The organism is Methanobacterium alcaliphilum (assembly GCF_023227715.1).
GTDB lineage: Archaea > Methanobacteriota > Methanobacteria > Methanobacteriales > Methanobacteriaceae > Methanobacterium_E > Methanobacterium_E alcaliphilum.
In genome coordinates, this window is the sequence record NZ_JALKIF010000002.1 from 135,895 (window position 1) to 153,273 (window position 17,379).

The window sequence follows — 17,379 nt, forward strand, 5'->3', positions numbered from 1 at the left end:
CCCTCGACTTATTTTAGAAGAAGCCCTACATAGAATAGAAAGAACTATTAAAAATCTTTAATTACTTTTTTAAAGAGCGTTATTTTTGGTTAACAAGATCTTTAAAGAAATTCTCAAATTGTTGAGCCAATCCCCTATAGTGAGGGGCATAAGCCTTATAGAATCTTAATCTATCTGGAGCAATTCCTTTATTATCAACAAAATCAGATAATTCTTTCATTTTGGCTTTATGGGCTTCTAACATGCATTCATCAGGATATTCTGCCATCAATATACCATCTGCACCATTTTCATAGGCAAAAAGTAAGTGTTCCGGCATAATACGGTTAATAGAAGGTATTCTAATAATACGAATAGCCTCTGGATAACTCAAGCGATTATTTCCAATGGTGTCGGCTGCAGTATATCCTACATTATCCAGAAATGCAAGGATTCTTATTTCACCCTCTTTTTTATCACTAAGCAATCCTTTTATTTGGGAATATAATTCATTGTCATTTAATCCAATCATTTCTATTGCATTTTCACTGCAAACACCAACGCATGCACCACACCCACGGCAGGCCATGGGATCAATTGACATGTATTCTTCGTCCTGATAAACAGCTTTAAATCCGCATATCTCCTTACAGTTACCACAACGTTTACACCGAGACGTGCGAATAATAGCTACCGGAGGTTCAGCTTCCGTTCCGCATTTGATCTGTTCTGAAACTTTAGCAGCAGCAGCATTAGCCTGAGCTACACTTTCAGATATATCTTTAGGGCCTTGAGCAGTACCACAGACAAATATTCGTTCCACATCAGTGTTAACTGGTTTTATTTTTGCATGTTTTTCTTTGACGAACAGATCCTGACTCATTCCTACATTGAATCTCTTGGCAAGTTTAATTGTTCCATCTGATGGTTCTATAGCTTCAGAAAGCACTACCATATCTGTTTCAATCTCCAGTGGTTTGCGCTCTAAAGTATCTTCAACCCTTACAATTAACTGTCCATTTTTGCGGGTGACTTCACCTGGTCGACCTCTTATTAATTTTAAGCCTTTATCCTGGACATATCTAAGGTAATTTTCATACATCCCGGGTGTACGAAGATCAACATAACATATCACAACCTCAGTATCCGGAAACTTTTCTCTTATAATACTGGCATGTTTTAGAGCAACCATACAGCATACTTTTGAGCAGTATCTTTTACCCCCAGTTTTTTCATCCCTGGATCCAGTGCATTGAAGCATGACCACTCTTTTGGGAACAGTACCATCAGATAATTTTTGAAGCTCACCCATTGTTGGACCATTTACACCAAGTAATCTTGCCAGATCCATCTGGGATATAACATCATCAAAACGCCCATAACCATATTCTGGTCTTTTATTAAGATCAAAATGTTCATGGCCTGTGGCAATTATAACACTACCTGCCTTTAAGGGTATCACTTCACTCTTGAGTGATAAATCTATGGCACCCATATTGCATTCTTTCACACATTTTCCGCATTTTTTACAGTTCTCTACATCAATAGTATAAGCATCAGGCACGGATTGAGCAAATGGTTTATAAATAGCTTTACGGTTGGTCATTCCCTGATTCCATTCATCAGGAACTTCCACAGGGCAAACATCCACACAATTTCCACAAGCAATACATTTATCCTCATTAATAAAACTGGTTTTCTTTTCTAAAACTAAGTTAAAATAAGTGGATCGCCTTCCAGCCCTTAAGAGATTGGTTTTAGTCATTATCTTAATATTATTATGGTTAACCACATCGTTGATTATAGGGTTGAGAATACACAGAGAACACTCCTCAGCCAGTTTTTCTGGAGAGAAAACTTTCCCTATTTTGACCATGTTACCCCCGATAGAAGGGTTTTTTTCAATGATAGTAACTTTAACCCCTTGATTGGCCAGAGAAAGGGCTGCAGTGATACCTGATATGCCTCCCCCAAATATAGCGGCACTTTTTTCGGTTCGGCTGATAATCTTTTTTAAGGCTTGAGCATTTTTTACTTTTTCCACTCCAGCTTGAGTTAAACCTATTGCTTTTTGAGTAGCTTTCTGCTTATCTGAATGAACCCACGAACATTGTTCCCTTAAATTCACCATCTCCACCATGGCAGGATTTAATGGGTCAGCGTAATTTTGAAAAGTTTTCAAATGAGTCAAAGGAGAGCAAGCCGCTATAACCACCCGGTCAAGATTTTGTTCAATGATTTCTTCCCTTATGTGCCTGCGACAATTAAGAGAGCATAAATTTTCATAATCTTCCACAAAATTAGATTTAATACTGGATTTTAGTTCATCTATATCAACATTGTGGGATATATTTCCACCACAGCGGCATATGAATACACCTACCCTTTCACCAGATTTTTTATTAAAACTGCGATTAGGTGAAAAATTATCTGGATGATGAGTATTTTTCAGTTTTCTTGACTCCGTATTATTCATGATGATCAGATCAATTGAGTTTGTTAATAATTATTAAATATCTTTTATTTTATCTAAAAGACCTTCCACAGGCACACTATGAGTTTGAATACCTGCTACTTTGTAGGGATCCGCCCCCATACCCAATGCTGCCATTTGGGCTACACTTAAATGAACCAGATTAAACTTTTTACCCAGCTCTTTTTCTAAAACAGGCTGGCATCGATCAAGCTGCATTTGACAATTAGGACACATATGAAGTAACACATCAGCTTCACCTTCTAGAGATAAAAGTTTATCAGCCGTAGCAGCCATAGATAAATCCCGGTTGACAAATTTTTGACTGAATCCTGCACCACAAGTTGCTTTTTTAAAGTCATACCAATCCACCACTTCCGCCCCTAATTTAGACGCTATTTCATCTAAAACCATGGGGTTCCTGGAATCCGTGACAGCATGATCTGGATAAACTTTACAATAATGACAGGCATGATGGCTGGCTATTCTAATATTAGAAAAATCTTTCTTGACTTTTTCAGCAAGCTCATCAACTTTGGAATATAAAACTTCCACCATATGAAAAACATTTTCTTCACTATTTAAATCTCCAGGATGATATTTCATGTGCGATAAACCAGCACGCTCCAATATATCATTAATTTCGTTTCGAGCTTCTTCATTAAAATTAAGTAAGTTTATACTTTTTTTCAGTATGGCATAGCAGGTAGAACATAATGTAACAATATTTTCATGAGATGTACTACGGGCTAAGGCAAAGTTACGGGCTGCTAATGCAGTAGTTGAAACCTGATCAAATAAATCATAGTAATATCCTAAACCAGTACAGCAAGATTGATCAGGATCAATTCTGTACTCTACTCCTATATTATCAAATAAAAATTTAGTGGATGATTCTACTCCAGGATATTCCACATTAACTAAACAACTTTTGAATAGTAAAATATTTTTAAGGGGAATTGTTTTCATCTTATCTTGCCATTTTTTTAATAAATAATATTCTTGAATTAATCTTTTGAAAATTAAATAGTAATTATTATTCTATTTCATAAAAACAGAGATATTTGGATTTTCACTGTTCTTTAAAAGTTTTTAATCTCTTTTTAAAACCAGATTCTTGGAGAATATCTTGAACCTCTTTTAGGGATTTTCCCTTAAGATTATAATCATCTAAATCTAGATCTTGGCGAATATCCTCTAGATTTACTTTGAGATCCAAGTATTTTTTCCCATAATCCTTTACCATGCCATCAAAAAAAGATTTAGGCATAGCACCCACACCAAAATCAAGATAACTATATCCATAAGATGAAAATTCACACATCCTATGTTTATTTTCATTTTTGAGTAAAATTTTCTGTCTTAAAATTTGATTAATTTGACATGGACTATTATTCACGGGGCAGTTACATTGACAAGTGTAACAGTAAAAACAATTCCATAGATCCGGGCTGTCAAGTATTTCCCAATTATTATCCAATACTTTTTTTACGATTTCACGGGGGTCATAATCACTGTGTCTTGCAGCCGGACAGTTTGAAGTGCACAGACCACACTGCATGCAGCGTTTAATTCCCAAATCCGCAGAGGCTCTGAAATCAGTTTTAATCTCTTCGACCATCTCTTTGGAACTTTTTTCCATCTCTTTTTTTATCATCCTTTTTAACCTCTCCAATTGTGACGAGGGAAAAATAAATTATTTTATTAGGTCAATAATGATATCCTTTTTAACATATATATTTTTGTTATTTTCATCGGGTTCACGAGTATAAAAGTATAAAAATCTCTTTTTTAACAAGTAGGGTTTTATTAATTGCTTACCTGAAACAACAATTTAACTCTATCTATCTAAGCTAATTAAGTTCCTATATATCTAGCATAAAGAGATTTGGCCACATTTCCATCAGAGGTACCTTTTATTATTGCTCTAGAATCTCTAAAGATAGATATTTCGTAGTCATCTATTTTGAATAAAACTAAAAAATCCGTCGCTTTTACTTCCCCTAAGTTTTCCAATTTAGAGGCCAGTTCCAAAAGTTTTATTTTTTTAGGGCTTGCTGGAGTGATTTGCATAGCGTTTCGACCACATAGAGATGTGATTATTTCTTTTTCATCCGCATTTAAAAATTCAAATTCTCCTTTAGTACAACATACGCATTCATCTGCTTTTTTAACCACAATATGATCAATAGAATTGTTCCATGCATCATAGACCACTAATGTCCCATCAAGTATTTTTTCACCATCATACTCCCCCAAGAGAATTTTAATAGCTTCCGTACTTTCCATTGATCCCATAATCATCGTTGCAGTGTTTAAAACACCCAAAGTATCGCAGGTAGGTAGTGAACCTGGTTTTGGAATGTTGGGGTATAAACACCTTAAACAAGGACCTGAAGGTAAAATGGTCATAATCATTCCAGAAGTACCAATAGCACCAGTGTATATCCATGGTATTTCCTCCATTATGCAGACATCATTTACTAACATTCTGGTTTGTATATTATCTGTAGCATCAAGAACAACATCTGCATCTTTTAATAGTTCCTGAACATTAGTATGATTCAAATCTGCTACTACAGCATCCAAATTTATCTGAGAATTTACTATCTTTAAATTTTTTGCTGCTGAAATTGCTTTTGGCTCACCTACATCCTCTTCCGAAAAAAGCATTTGCCTTTGCAAATTACTTAACTCAACAAAATCCCGATCAACAATAACAATATTTCCCACTCCAGCACGGGCAAGGTTATTGGCAGCAACGGTTCCTAATGCTCCGCATCCTATAATAACTGCTTTACTATTTAAAAGTTTTTTTTGACCTTTTTCCCCTATGTTAGAAAGAATAATCTGTCTGGAATATCTTTTAAGCATTTAATTTACCTCTTATAAGTTAATTCGATGAAATATTAAAAATAAAATATGTATGGATTTTGAAATCAGGACTTTTGGACAATTATTTTTGCCAATTTTTTGGCAAGACCTACAATGGTTAAAATTGGTGGCCTGCCTGGAGCTCTAGGTATTACACTGGCATCAGCAATGTAGAGTCCTTCAATTTCTGTTTGCAATGATTCATCCACAACACGGCCCATAGCAGCGCTGCCTCCAGGATGAGCACCTCTCACCGGACTTATCACAATAGAATTTGGGTCTGCACCAATTTCTATTAAAATATCCGAAGCTTTTTTAATTCCTTCCTCAAAAAGTTTCAAATCTTGGGAAGAAATATCTTTAAAAATTTGACCTTTCTTATCAATATATCCATTTGATTCGTCGGCAATTTTTATCATAAACCCGACTACGTCTTTAGAAGAAACTTCTACTGTTTTTCCCTGTTCTTTATATTTTTGTTCTATTAGTGGAGGTAAATAAGCTGAAAAATGTGGAGAAATGAAATATGGTCCAAATTCTGTTTTTACGCCCATGGGGATTTCTTGATTAAAATTCGAATCCTTTAGAAATGCCCCAACTGTAATAAAGAGATCACAGAAAATATTTTCCCCTACACCTTTTTTTATTCCGGAATTTCTTAATATTATTGGAGTATTTAAAGCTCCTGCAGATAATATCACCTTATCCGCTTTAATTATCTTTTTATTTCCATTAAAAACACCTTCAACACCGGTGACTCTTTTTTGATTGTGCAGCACTCTTTTTATATTAAAATCAGTGATAAGTTCTGCGCCATTTTTTTGGGCTTCATTAATATAAAAAGTAGAATCCCATTTAGCATTTGTTTTACAGTAAAAAAGACAATTTCCGCATTTATCACAGATAGAAAAATCAATAAATTTAGGCATTGCTTCCATGAAAAATCCAAGTTTTTCTCCGGCATCAGTAATTTTTTGAGTTATAGGTCCTCTATATTCAAAGGGAAGTGGATTGACATTCATTTCCTGACTTGCCTCTAGAAATTCATCATAAAGTTCCAGATCATGCCGTTGAAATTGTGTGGTGGTTGAATCAGCGTAGCACGAACTACAAGCATAGCAAGCATTGGCCATAGAAACGGTTGTAGTGCCACCCACTCCCTCCAAATACATCAACTCTAAGTTAAGTCGATGAACATTATCATCTGTTAAATTCTTGATTAGATATTTGTATAACTCATTTTTCTTTAATTTTTCTTCTTTAATGGTGTCTATTTCTTGAATGGCCAGTTTAGATTTCAAATTTTTTGCAGCACTGCCTTTAGGATGAAAGTTCCCTTTTTCCACTAATGTTACCTTTTTACCTTTTTTTGATAATTCACGGGCAACTGTAGCCCCTCCGGCACCACTACCAATGACTAAAATATTATCACTCATTTTACCACTATTGAAAAGCATTTATTTTAATTATTAACTATTGTTATATAACAATCGTGATTTATATAGTTAATGGTATTGGAATTTTATAATGATAGAGTAAAAAAAATATTTAAAAAATCATTTATCCTCAATTTGAATATCTAAATCATTTAATTTATCTCGAATTTCGTCAGATAACTCCCATTCTTTTCTTTCTCGGAGTTTTTGACGTAAATTAACAACCAAATCCAGTAATTGAGTAGACAACTCTTCATCAGTGAAACTATCTGGAATATTATTAAAGTTTATGCCTAATATTTCACTTAATTCATTAAAAAAGGAGGATATATCCATTAAGACAGATCTTGAAGGATTTTTTACTTTAAAAGATTTATTTAATTCTTTAATTAGATTAAAAACAATTGCTAATCCTTCAGGAGTGTTAAAATCATTGTCCATAGCTTTGAAAAAGTCACTACTGGATCCATCCATTATCCCCTTGAAATAATCATCAAAGGAATTGGTTTCTTCTGCATCTTTTTTTAATTCATTTAACTTTTCCACTATTTTTCTAATTCTTTTAAGGCTTTTTCCAGCTTGTTCTAATGATTTTTCACTAAAATCAATGGGGCTGCGATAGTGAGTAGATAATACAAAGAAACGGAATGTTTCCCCATCATGTTTTTCTAACAAGTCGCGGATGGTGATAAAATTTCCCAGAGACTTAGACATTTTCTCACCAGAAACATTTAAAAACCCAGTATGCATCCAGTAGCGAACCATTGGTTGTTTGCCAGAAGCTGATTCCATCTGGGCAATTTCTGCTTCATGATGGGGGAAAATTAAATCCAATCCACCGCCGTGGATATCATATTGTGGGCCAAAGTATTCTTCAGTAATGGCCGTATCTTCAATATGCCATCCTGGACGACCTGGCCCCCATGGAGAATCCCAAATCGGTTTTTGATCCCTTTTCTTCCATAATGCAAAATCTCCTGGATTTTTTTTAGTTTTATCTATATTTACCCGGTGAACGTTCAGGTCTTCTAATTTTCGTCGGGAGAGTTTCCCATAATCTAGAAATTTAGCTTCGTCAAAATAAACCCCGTTTTCAGTTTCATAGGCAAATCCTTTTTCAATTAGAGTTTCAATTTGTTTAATTATTTCATGAATGTGATCCGTTGCTCTTGCAAAGAAATTGACCCCATTCACTCCTAAAAGATTCATATCTATTTGATATCTTTTTTCAAATTTTTTAGCAAGTTTTTCAGGATCCATTCCAATTTCTACAGCCCTGTTGATAATTTTATCGTCAATATCGGTTATATTTTGGAGATAGAAAACTTTAAATCCCCTATATTCAAGATATCTTTTAATTACATCAAATGAAATATAAGTTCGGGCATGTCCAATATGTGCATCATCATATACCGTTGGACCACAGACAAATAGTTTAACCCGTTTTTCATTCATCGGCTTAAACAGTTCTTTTTTCTGACTCATGGTGTTGTATATGTTTATCATATTTAGTACCCACTTTAAATTAGTATAAAAATAGTTTTAATTTTAATTATTTAAAAAAGTTAGGCCAAGATTGGGATTTGAACCCAAGTATCATGGTCTGCAGCCACGCACCTAGCCGCTCGGTCATCTTGGCATTTAGTTATGTATATTATATCTGTTTAATGTATTTATCTCTGCGACAACCATAAATTAACGATTGTTATATAAATAGTTTTCTATTATAAATAACCAATTAACAAGTTATAATTTCCCAAATGTCTAATACTATTTTAAAATTTCAATGTCTATTGTAAGATATAATTAAAGAAAAGAAATAGATATAAACACCTAAATAACCCTCACCAAAGGAATATAAAATGATTTTTAGAATATCACAATCGAAAGATTTATAAATGAAATTAATATAACAATTGTTATATTGCGATATCTTATGTAATTTTTGTTGGAAGAAGAGTTAATTGAACTAATGAATTAAATTAACGTTAATTAATTAGTTATAAACTAATCATGCCATTAAAATTGTGATATGGCAAACTAAAATTTATAGGAGTTAAGAAAATGAGTGAAAAAAGAGAATATGGTTTGAGTACATTAGGATTGCACATAGGACAAGAAGAGCCTGATCCCACAACAGGAGCCAGAGCAGTGCCAATTTATCAAACGTCATCATATGTATTTAATGACGCAGATCACGCGGCAAATCTATTTGGATTAAAAGAATTAGGTAATATTTACACCAGAATTATGAACCCCACCAGCGATGTATTTGAAAGAAGAATTGCTGCAATTGAAGGTGGTAGATCAGCCCTGGCCGTTGCATCAGGACAAGCCGCAAATTCATATGCCTTACTTAACATCAGCCTACCCGGCGATGAAATTCTATCAGCAGATAATCTCTATGGTGGAACCTACCAACTTCTTAACTACACTTTTCCAGAATTAGGGAGAAAAGTTAATTTCGTAGATTCCTCAAATCCTGAAGCATTTGAAGATGCCATAAACGATAAAACTAAGGCAATTTTCGCTGAATCATTAGGTAACCCCAAACTAGACGTGCCCGATTTTGAAGTGCTTTCAAAGATTGCCCATGATGCTGGAATTCCATTAGTAGTAGATAATACAACTGGCGTTGGATTAGTCAAACCAATTGAACACGGCGCGGATATTAGTGTACTTTCTGCAACCAAATTCATTGGAGGGCATGGAACATCAATAGGGGGAGTCATTGTAGATTCTGGAAATTTCAAATGGAATAATGGAAAATTCCCACAGTATACAGAACCAGACCCCAGCTATCATGGTTTAGTTTACTGGGATGCTTTTGGTGATTTCCCAGGAATGGGTAATGTTGCATTCACATTTAGAGCGAGAGTCAGATTATTACGAGATTTAGGGGCCGCTTTGAGTCCTTTCAATTCATTCTTGTTTTTACAGGGATTAGAAACACTGGATCTTAGAGTGCAGAAACACTCTGAAAATGCTTTTGCTGTAGCTAAATTCTTAAAAGAACACCCATCAGTTAATTGGGTCACTTACCCCGGATTTGAAGATGATGCTGCCCACGAAATAGCATCCAAATACTTGAAAAATGGTTACGGTGCATTAGTTGGATTTGGAATTAAAGGTGGGCTGGGAGCTGGGAAACAATTCATTGAAAATGTAGAGTTATTATCTCACTTAGCAAATATCGGCGATGCCAAGAGTTTAGTAATTCATCCTGCATCCACCACCCATCAGCAGTTAACCCCTGAAGAACAAGCAAAAACAGGAGTGACTCCAGATTTCATTCGATTATCCGTTGGGTTAGAAAATATTGAAGACATTATAGCTGATATTGATCAAGCCTTAAATAAAATTGAGGTAAATGAAAATGATTATAAATGAAGAATTTATACATTATAACACCAGATATAACTATTGTGATATAAATGAAAAAAGAATCTGTGGGATTGGTAGAAACAAAATATTTTAAACTACCTGAAGAACTTAATCTTGAAAGTGGAGAAAAGCTTAAAGAAGTAATTTTAGCCTATGAAACTTATGGTAAATTAAATAAGGAAAAAAATAATGCCATATTAGTTTGTCATGCCCTTTCAGGAGATGCTCATGTTGCAGGATGGCATGACGGAGACACTAAGCCCGGATGGTGGGATATAATTATTGGTCCTGGAAAATGCCTGGACAGTGAAAAATATTTCATCATATGTTCCAATGTTTTAGGAGGGTGTAAAGGCTCCACTGGCCCTGCATCAATAAACCCTGAAAGTGGAACCTCCTACGGGTTGGACTTTCCCATAATTACTATTAAAGATATGGTTAAATCTCAAAAATATTTAATAGAACATTTTGAGATAGATGAACTTTTGGCAGTAATTGGAGGGTCAATGGGCGGTATGCAAGTTCTTGAATGGTGCGTATCATTTCCAGAAATGGTTAAAATGGGCATACCCATTGCTACTGCAGCAAATTCTTCACCTCAGCAGATTGCTTTTAATGAAGTCGGAAGAAGAGCCATTATATCTGATCCAAGTTGGGAAGAAGGTTCCTACTCAAAAGATAAACCGCCCAAAGACGGTTTAAGTCTGGCCAGAATGATTGCCCATATTACTTACCTTTCTAATGAATCAATGTATGAAAAATTCGGAAGAAGGCTTCAAAATAAAGATGAGTACAGTTTTGATTTCGATCTGGACTTTGAAGTCGAAAGTTACCTGCATTATCAAGGCGAATCTTTTGTTAAAAGATTTGATGCCAATTCCTATCTTTATATAACAAAAGCTATTGATTATTACGATCTCACCAGCAATGGTTCTTTAGCCCAAGGTTTTAAAGATGTTAAAGCTAAAATTTTAGTGATTTCAGTTGATTCTGACTGGTTATATCCCCCTAGTCAATCAAAAGAAATAGTAATGGCTTTAACTGCTAATGAAATTGACGTGAGTTACCATGAAATCAAATCAGCATATGGTCACGACGCATTTTTACTGGAATCCGGGCAGTTAAATTATATTATCAATGGATTCTTATCCCATACATTAGTGCGTGATGTCATGGCACTTGATGTGGCCATTATAAATGAGAATTCGTCTATTGAAGATGCAGCAAATTTGATGATTGCTACAAAAGTAACACATTTGCCAGTAGCATCCCACGATAAAAAACTTATTGGGATTGTGACTGCATGGGACATCTCCAAAGCAGTTGCTCTTAAATGCAGCTTCCTGGATCAAATAATGACTGAAGACGTGGTTGTTATCTATCCTGATGAAACAATTGAAAAAGCTGCTGAAAAAATGAAATTATACAATATATCATCTCTTCCAGTTGTAGACTCAGAAAATAGGATTGAAGGAATAATAACCACAGATCATCTAAGCACCTTAATAAGCAGATACTAAAAATAAACAAATCACATTAATGTAACATTTAAAAAATTATTATCACCACTTCGTAATAATATAAATATTAATTAACTATTATTAAAGTAACTTTAGTACGGAGGTTAAAAATGATTTATTTAGATCATTCAGCTACATCACCAGTGGATCGTGAAGTTTTTGAATCCATGGTACCCTTTTTCACCGAAGATTTTGGTAATGCATCAACATTTTATTCATTAGGTAGAGAAGCCAAAAAAGCTATGGAAATCGCTCGAGAGAATGTAGCTGCACTAATTGGGGCCAGCCCTCAAGAAATAATATTCACCAGCGGCGGTACTGAATCAGATAATATCGCCATTAAAGGAACTGCATATAAATGGAAACATAAAGGTAAGCATATTATTACAAGTAAAATAGAGCATCCTGCGGTTGAAGAAACATGTAAATATTTGGAAAAAAATGGTTTTGAAGTCACATATTTACCTGTTTACAAGGAAGGAATCGTAAGGGTAGAAGATGTTAAAAAAGCCATTCGTGACGATACAATTTTAATTACTATCATGCATGCCAACAACGAAATTGGAACTATCCAACCAATTGCTGAGATTGGAAAGATCGCCCGCGAAAAAGGAATTTATTTCCATACAGATGCCGTGCAAAGTGTAGGTAAAATACCAGTAAATGTGGAAAAATTGAATGTAGATATGCTATCATTATCTTCCCATAAACTATTTGGGCCTAAAGGTGTTGGGGCATTATATGTTAAAAAAATGATCATTTTAGAACCAATAATTCATGGTGGAGGGCATGAACGGAGTTTGAGGCCGGGGACTGAGAATATTCCCGGTATTGTAGGTTTAGGTAAAGCTTGTGAAATTGCAATGGTTCATTTAGAAGAAAATATTAAACACAACACACAAATAAGAGATCAATTAATTGCGGGTATTTTAGAAGGAATTGAAGAATCTTACCTCAATGGAGATCGCGAAAATAGGCTACCTAACAATGCCCATTTTAGATTTACAGGAATTGAAGGTGAATCATTAATATTGCATCTTGATGCCAAAGGAATTGCTGCTTCAACGGGTTCTGCATGTTCTTCTAAAAAATTGGAACCATCCCATGTTCTAATGGCACTAGGTCTGGAAGAAGTTGAAGCACACGGATCTCTTAGATTAAGTTTAGGCAAAGAAAATACCTCAGAGGAAATATTATTTACTATTAATGCCATTAAAGAATCTGTAGAAACTCTTAGAAACTTATCACCACTGTGGAACAAATAAAAATGGCGCAGAGCCTATTGAAAATAAAATACTTGAAAATAGTACCAATTCAATAAATTTATAAAAATTTAAGGTGAAATTATGTATACTGAAAAAGTTATGGATCACTTCTCCAATCCCCGAAATGTTGGCGAAATACCAGATGCAGATGGTGAAGGAACTGTAGGAAATCCTACTTGTGGAGATTTAATGACCATTTACATCAAAGTAGAGGACGATGTAATTGAAGATATTAAATTTAAAACATTTGGTTGCGGGGCTGCTATTGCCACCAGCAGTATGGTTACTGAATTAGCTATAGGTAAAACTATAGATGAAGCCTTAAAAATTACTCGAAATGACGTGGCTGACGCTTTAGAAGGCCTTCCTCCAGTTAAGATGCATTGTTCTAACCTGGCTGCTGATGCCTTGCAAGCTGCTATAGAAGACTATCAAAAGAAACAGAAAGAAGAATAAAAAATATTTTTTTATTTTTAAAATATTTTATAAACCTTCAATAAATTCATACCATCCTCTATGGTCAATGAGACCACCTAAACGTTTTTTTGTATCTTGTTTTCGATAATATGAAATTACACGGTTAATAAAATCAATTGCTTCCTCATTAGATAAGTCTTTATTTAATAAATCACCAATTTTAGGTTTACGGCCCCCATTACCACCAATTAATATTTTCCATCCATTTTTAGTGCCAATTAATCCTATATCTTTAAATGCAGATTGTGAACAAGAATTTGAACAGCCCGAAATGCCAATTTTAACTTTATTAGGGGTTTCAATCCCCAAAAATGTTTTATTAATTTCCAAGCCTAATTTAACTGAATCCTGGAGACCCTTGTTGCAGTGGGTAGTTCCCAAGCAGAATTTTGCAGATTTCACACATTTTCCATTGAAACCACCTATCTTCATATCCAGTTCCTCCCATATTTTATCAATATCTTCCTTTTCTATTCCAATGAGTGCTATTCTTGTTGCTGATGTTATCTTCAAAGTCAGCTCATATTTTTCTGCTACTTTTGAAATTTCATTTAAAGTTTCAGCATCCAACATACCCCCAGGTATATGTGGGATAATAGCAAATTTACCGTCAAGTTGAAGTTTAGCTCCTTTTTCTGGAATATCCATCATTAAATCACCTTACAACCAAACAAGTTGTAACCCTAAAACAATTTTTACAACCTTCAAAGTTGTAAGATATTTCTCAAATTCAAATATATTTTTTATCAAGTTTCAACTTAAATAACTGTTGAATACTGTCTAAAAAGAAGCATTAATAAAAATTAATTTTAAAAAAGCTAAGTTGAAATCTTATATACTTTTACATAGTTCCCATTGAAAACTATCGTTCCAGATGGATATAATGAATTAAATCTTCCAGACATCCCCTGACCTGCCCTCTGATTCATTGGACCACCTGCAGAAAAATTCCCCTTAGGAACCAAGGCCCCATTGTTCATTGCAGAGTTTGGAGTAGAATTACCTTTATTTAAGGGTTTGGAACCATTAAATATTGTTTTATTGAGATTATGGTGTGCAGTATTATTCATTGTCATATTATGTGGGCCAGTGCCATTTATTTTACCATCATTATTTGGAAAAGATCCCATCTTAGACTGGTTGCCTATTATAACTACATCCGCAGAATTTGATAGAAGAGATGGCCCATATGGTAAGAAAAAACTACCCGGCACATTGGAACCCATCATTAACTTCTCTTGATTATTATTCTCTTTCCCATTATCACCATCTACTGAAATATAATAAAAACTTTGATTAGAATCATTATTCTGAATATTGTTCAATTGAACTTCTTGATCAAATACATATTCTATCCAGTAATATGAAGTAAAATCACTGGAAACCAGTATTGTATTTTCATTAATACCCATAGAAGTTGCATTTTCTTTAATGGCTAATAATTCATCGTACTGCTGTTCACTAATACTGGGGCCAATAGATGAAAATGTGGCACTGGCAGTATAGAAACTGGAAAAAGCGAATATTAAGGAAATTCCAATCACCAGTAACGATATGGTTGTTTTATAATATGGTTTTTTTGCTGTAAACACAGATTCCATATATCTTAATCCTAATGGTACCAGAAGCGCTATTGGTACGAATGATAAAAGTAAAAACCGGGCCTGGTACTCAGAAGAGATGAATGTTAAAATTGCCATTACACCAGCAAAAACAAGGTACGCCCATGTTAGCAAAGTTGTGGAGTTGATTTGAGAGTTAAAATTCTCTTTAAGACCCTGTTTTAATCATGACTCCAGAAAATATGCCCAAAAAGAATGGTAAACTGCAGAAATAATTATAACAAGCATCTAAATTATTGGAACCCATATTATTAAGTTCTGCACCTGAAAAGAATCCGAAAAATGAAAGAAATGTGGTGAACTTTGAAACCATAATGGGATAAAATGCAAATAATGTTGCAAATGTTCCTGCTACAAGTACACCTACTAAAACAAATATCTTAACTTCAAAAAATGGTGTTTTACCAGTTTTTAACTTTTTAAAAAAAATTGTAAAAATAATTAGTCCGAAAAAAAGAATTACTGCTAAGGCCCCTGTATAAATATGAGTCAACATATTACATGCAAGCAGTATAATAGTTATCACACCAAACTTTTTATTTTTGGGAGAATTTTCCATCCATTTTATGGCAAAATATAACATTAAAACCAGAAAGAATACACCTACAAGATTCTGCAGAATACCATAACTGCCTACCATGGAAAAATAGTTCACATTGACAGTTATTAAAAAGGCACTAAGTAAAGCAGGTGCTTTAGATGATTTTGAAACTTCATTTTTATTTTTAAAGTAGAGTTCTGTTAAATAGAATGCTGGAAATGCTAATACCGCCCCAAAGAAGGCAGTCCCTATTTTAAGTCCTAAAAGTTGACCCCCTGCAAGAGCAAAGGGAGTTAGTAAATAATAAGCAAGTGGAGGATCAGCAGTTATAGGAAAGCCTGTTTGTAATATACTTGCGATTTGATTATTATAAAAAGCCCCATCTATTCCATAAGATAAAGAATAACGAGTAAGGACATATAAGTTCAGTGCAAAAGAGAAAATAAAAATAGCGAATAACAATATCACACCATATCTCTCTTTTATAATTTTTTTAATTTCAAACATGATGAACACACAAATTATTTTTAAAATAATTAAGACTGTAAAAATAACTTAAAACAAATTAAACTATTGAATGAACCGTTTTAAGTTAAAATACTAAGTAATTCTTACTGTATTTTATTGATTTAGCTTAAAAGTAATTTTTCCCAAAAGAGACCCTAATTTATACCAAATCAAAAAAAAAAAAACCATATTGTGCTTAAAATTATTCACAATCAAATCAAAATAACCATGCTTAAAATAATAAAATAAACCTGAAAAAAATATGAAAATAAGTTATACTAATTTTTTCTTGACTTCAACAGGCATCTTGCGGTCTTCACAGAACTCAAATATATGGCCACATTCACCACATTTAATGATTCCCACATCACCCTGAGGTATATGTGGTATATAAAATGCATCTTCACTTGATTTAGCATTTCTTCTACGAGATATTCTCTTATCTTTGCATCCGCATTTTGGACATTCCTGGTTTAAATATTCTGCTTTCATTTTACTCCCCCGAGTAGTTTTTATAAATTTTTGATGTTCATCTTTTCAATTTAATTAGTTCGTGTGTTATCGAATGTACTATATTATACGAACAATACTTTATAAATGTTACGATTATTAAAATTTAAGTGCCCATTATTACTTATCTTCAGTGATATAAAAGATGAATGACTCCCCTTTTAAATAAGAAATTAAAAATAGGGAAATTTTAGTGTTAGTTCAAAAGGTAAACACTATAATTTAGATAAGAAGCTATACTAACCCAAATAATATACGGCACTAAAAGTAAGCCTGCTGGTTTAGAAACAATGTAAAATGCAAATATATTGGCCAGAATAGCAACCCATAATATCAAAATAACTGCAAACCCACCGAGAATATTATGCATTCCAAAGAACACAATTGACCAGGCCATATTAAGTATTAATTGAACGGCAAAAATCAAAATAGCGTATTTAACTTCTTTTCTTTCCAAACCCTGTCTCCAAACTAAGAATAATGCAACTGCCATCAAGATATAAAGAGTTGTCCACACGGGTCCAAAAACCCAGTTTGGAGGTGTCCATACAGGTTTAACCAGACTAACATACCAAGTTGTAATTTCTGGGAATGTGAAATAATTTCCAATGAAAGCAGCCAAAAATACAGCAAAAAAAGATGCCACAAGTTTTGGAAGATCTTGAACTTTAAACTTTTCCATAGCCATTATCCCTCCACTCATCTATTTCAAAAAATCTAAAATATGATAATAATTATGAACTTCCATTATTATAAATTCTACTAAAAGATGATAAAATATAATGAAATGA

The 17,379-nt window shown here is 33.8% G+C and carries 15 protein-coding genes and 1 tRNA gene; 4 read left to right on the forward strand and 12 right to left on the reverse strand.

Features of this window, described 5'->3' with window-relative positions; translation table 11 throughout:
* Window positions 1-79: 79 nt before the first annotated feature.
* The 7 genes from hdrA to MXE27_RS01960 all read right to left on the reverse strand — a co-directional run bounded on the left by hdrA (window position 80) and on the right by MXE27_RS01960 (window position 8,401).
* The gene (gene hdrA / locus MXE27_RS01930; RefSeq protein WP_248610713.1) at window positions 80-2,455 is read right to left on the reverse strand and encodes a ferredoxin:CoB-CoM heterodisulfide reductase subunit HdrA; all 2,376 of its coding nucleotides are present in this window, start codon (window positions 2,453-2,455) and stop codon (window positions 80-82) included.
* A 33-nt stretch (window positions 2,456-2,488) separates the two neighbouring features.
* Window positions 2,489-3,421, reverse strand: a complete 933-nt coding sequence (gene hdrB, locus MXE27_RS01935; protein WP_248610714.1) for a ferredoxin:CoB-CoM heterodisulfide reductase subunit HdrB — start codon at window positions 3,419-3,421, stop codon at window positions 2,489-2,491.
* A 103-nt stretch (window positions 3,422-3,524) separates the two neighbouring features.
* On the reverse strand, window positions 3,525-4,109 hold the full coding sequence (locus MXE27_RS01940; RefSeq protein ID WP_248610715.1) for a 4Fe-4S dicluster domain-containing protein: 585 nt from the start codon (window positions 4,107-4,109) through the stop codon (window positions 3,525-3,527).
* A 200-nt stretch (window positions 4,110-4,309) separates the two neighbouring features.
* Complete coding sequence (locus MXE27_RS01945; RefSeq protein WP_248610716.1) at window positions 4,310-5,326, reverse strand: ThiF family adenylyltransferase; 1,017 nt, start codon at window positions 5,324-5,326, stop codon at window positions 4,310-4,312.
* Between the two features lie 65 nt (window positions 5,327-5,391).
* Window positions 5,392-6,762, reverse strand: coding sequence for an FAD-dependent oxidoreductase (locus tag MXE27_RS01950; protein ID WP_248610717.1), 1,371 nt, complete (start codon window positions 6,760-6,762; stop codon window positions 5,392-5,394).
* A gap of 120 nt (window positions 6,763-6,882) precedes the next feature.
* Window positions 6,883-8,265 carry a cysteine--tRNA ligase gene (gene cysS, locus MXE27_RS01955; protein WP_248610802.1) on the reverse strand — a complete coding sequence of 461 codons (1,383 nt, stop codon included), beginning with the start codon at window positions 8,263-8,265 and terminating at the stop codon, window positions 6,883-6,885.
* Window positions 8,266-8,330: 65 nt separating this feature from the next.
* A tRNA-Cys gene (locus tag MXE27_RS01960) sits at window positions 8,331-8,401 on the reverse strand.
* A 425-nt stretch (window positions 8,402-8,826) separates the two neighbouring features.
* On the opposite strand from MXE27_RS01960, the gene MXE27_RS01965 reads away from it, so the two are divergent.
* From MXE27_RS01965 to nifU, 4 genes are all read left to right on the forward strand, one after another.
* On the forward strand, window positions 8,827-10,152 hold the full coding sequence (locus MXE27_RS01965; RefSeq protein ID WP_248610718.1) for an O-acetylhomoserine aminocarboxypropyltransferase/cysteine synthase family protein: 1,326 nt from the start codon (window positions 8,827-8,829) through the stop codon (window positions 10,150-10,152).
* A 44-nt stretch (window positions 10,153-10,196) separates the two neighbouring features.
* Window positions 10,197-11,666, forward strand: coding sequence for a homoserine O-acetyltransferase MetX (gene metX / locus MXE27_RS01970; protein ID WP_248610719.1), 1,470 nt, complete (start codon window positions 10,197-10,199; stop codon window positions 11,664-11,666).
* 113 nt (window positions 11,667-11,779) lie between these two features.
* Window positions 11,780-12,931 carry a cysteine desulfurase NifS gene (nifS, locus tag MXE27_RS01975; protein WP_342765981.1) on the forward strand — a complete coding sequence of 384 codons (1,152 nt, stop codon included), beginning with the start codon at window positions 11,780-11,782 and terminating at the stop codon, window positions 12,929-12,931.
* A gap of 81 nt (window positions 12,932-13,012) precedes the next feature.
* The gene (nifU, locus tag MXE27_RS01980) at window positions 13,013-13,387 is read left to right on the forward strand and encodes a Fe-S cluster assembly scaffold protein NifU (RefSeq protein WP_248610721.1); all 375 of its coding nucleotides are present in this window, start codon (window positions 13,013-13,015) and stop codon (window positions 13,385-13,387) included.
* A 27-nt stretch (window positions 13,388-13,414) separates the two neighbouring features.
* Here the strand turns inward: nifU and MXE27_RS01985 are convergent, their stop codons facing one another.
* The 5 genes from MXE27_RS01985 to MXE27_RS02005 form a co-directional block, all read right to left on the reverse strand.
* The gene (locus tag MXE27_RS01985; protein WP_248610722.1) at window positions 13,415-14,059 is read right to left on the reverse strand and encodes a nitrite/sulfite reductase domain-containing protein; all 645 of its coding nucleotides are present in this window, start codon (window positions 14,057-14,059) and stop codon (window positions 13,415-13,417) included.
* A 167-nt stretch (window positions 14,060-14,226) separates the two neighbouring features.
* Window positions 14,227-15,108 carry a hypothetical protein gene (locus MXE27_RS01990; RefSeq protein ID WP_248610723.1) on the reverse strand — a complete coding sequence of 294 codons (882 nt, stop codon included), beginning with the start codon at window positions 15,106-15,108 and terminating at the stop codon, window positions 14,227-14,229.
* Window positions 15,109-15,178: 70 nt separating this feature from the next.
* Window positions 15,179-16,078, reverse strand: coding sequence for a hypothetical protein (locus tag MXE27_RS01995; protein WP_248610724.1), 900 nt, complete (start codon window positions 16,076-16,078; stop codon window positions 15,179-15,181).
* Between the two features lie 273 nt (window positions 16,079-16,351).
* Window positions 16,352-16,570, reverse strand: a complete 219-nt coding sequence (locus MXE27_RS02000; RefSeq protein WP_248610725.1) for a TIGR04165 family Cys-rich peptide — start codon at window positions 16,568-16,570, stop codon at window positions 16,352-16,354.
* Window positions 16,571-16,784: 214 nt separating this feature from the next.
* Window positions 16,785-17,276: a TspO/MBR family protein gene (locus MXE27_RS02005; protein ID WP_342765977.1), complete on the reverse strand. Its 492-nt coding sequence runs from the start codon at window positions 17,274-17,276 to the stop codon at window positions 16,785-16,787.
* Window positions 17,277-17,379 lie beyond the last annotated feature (103 nt).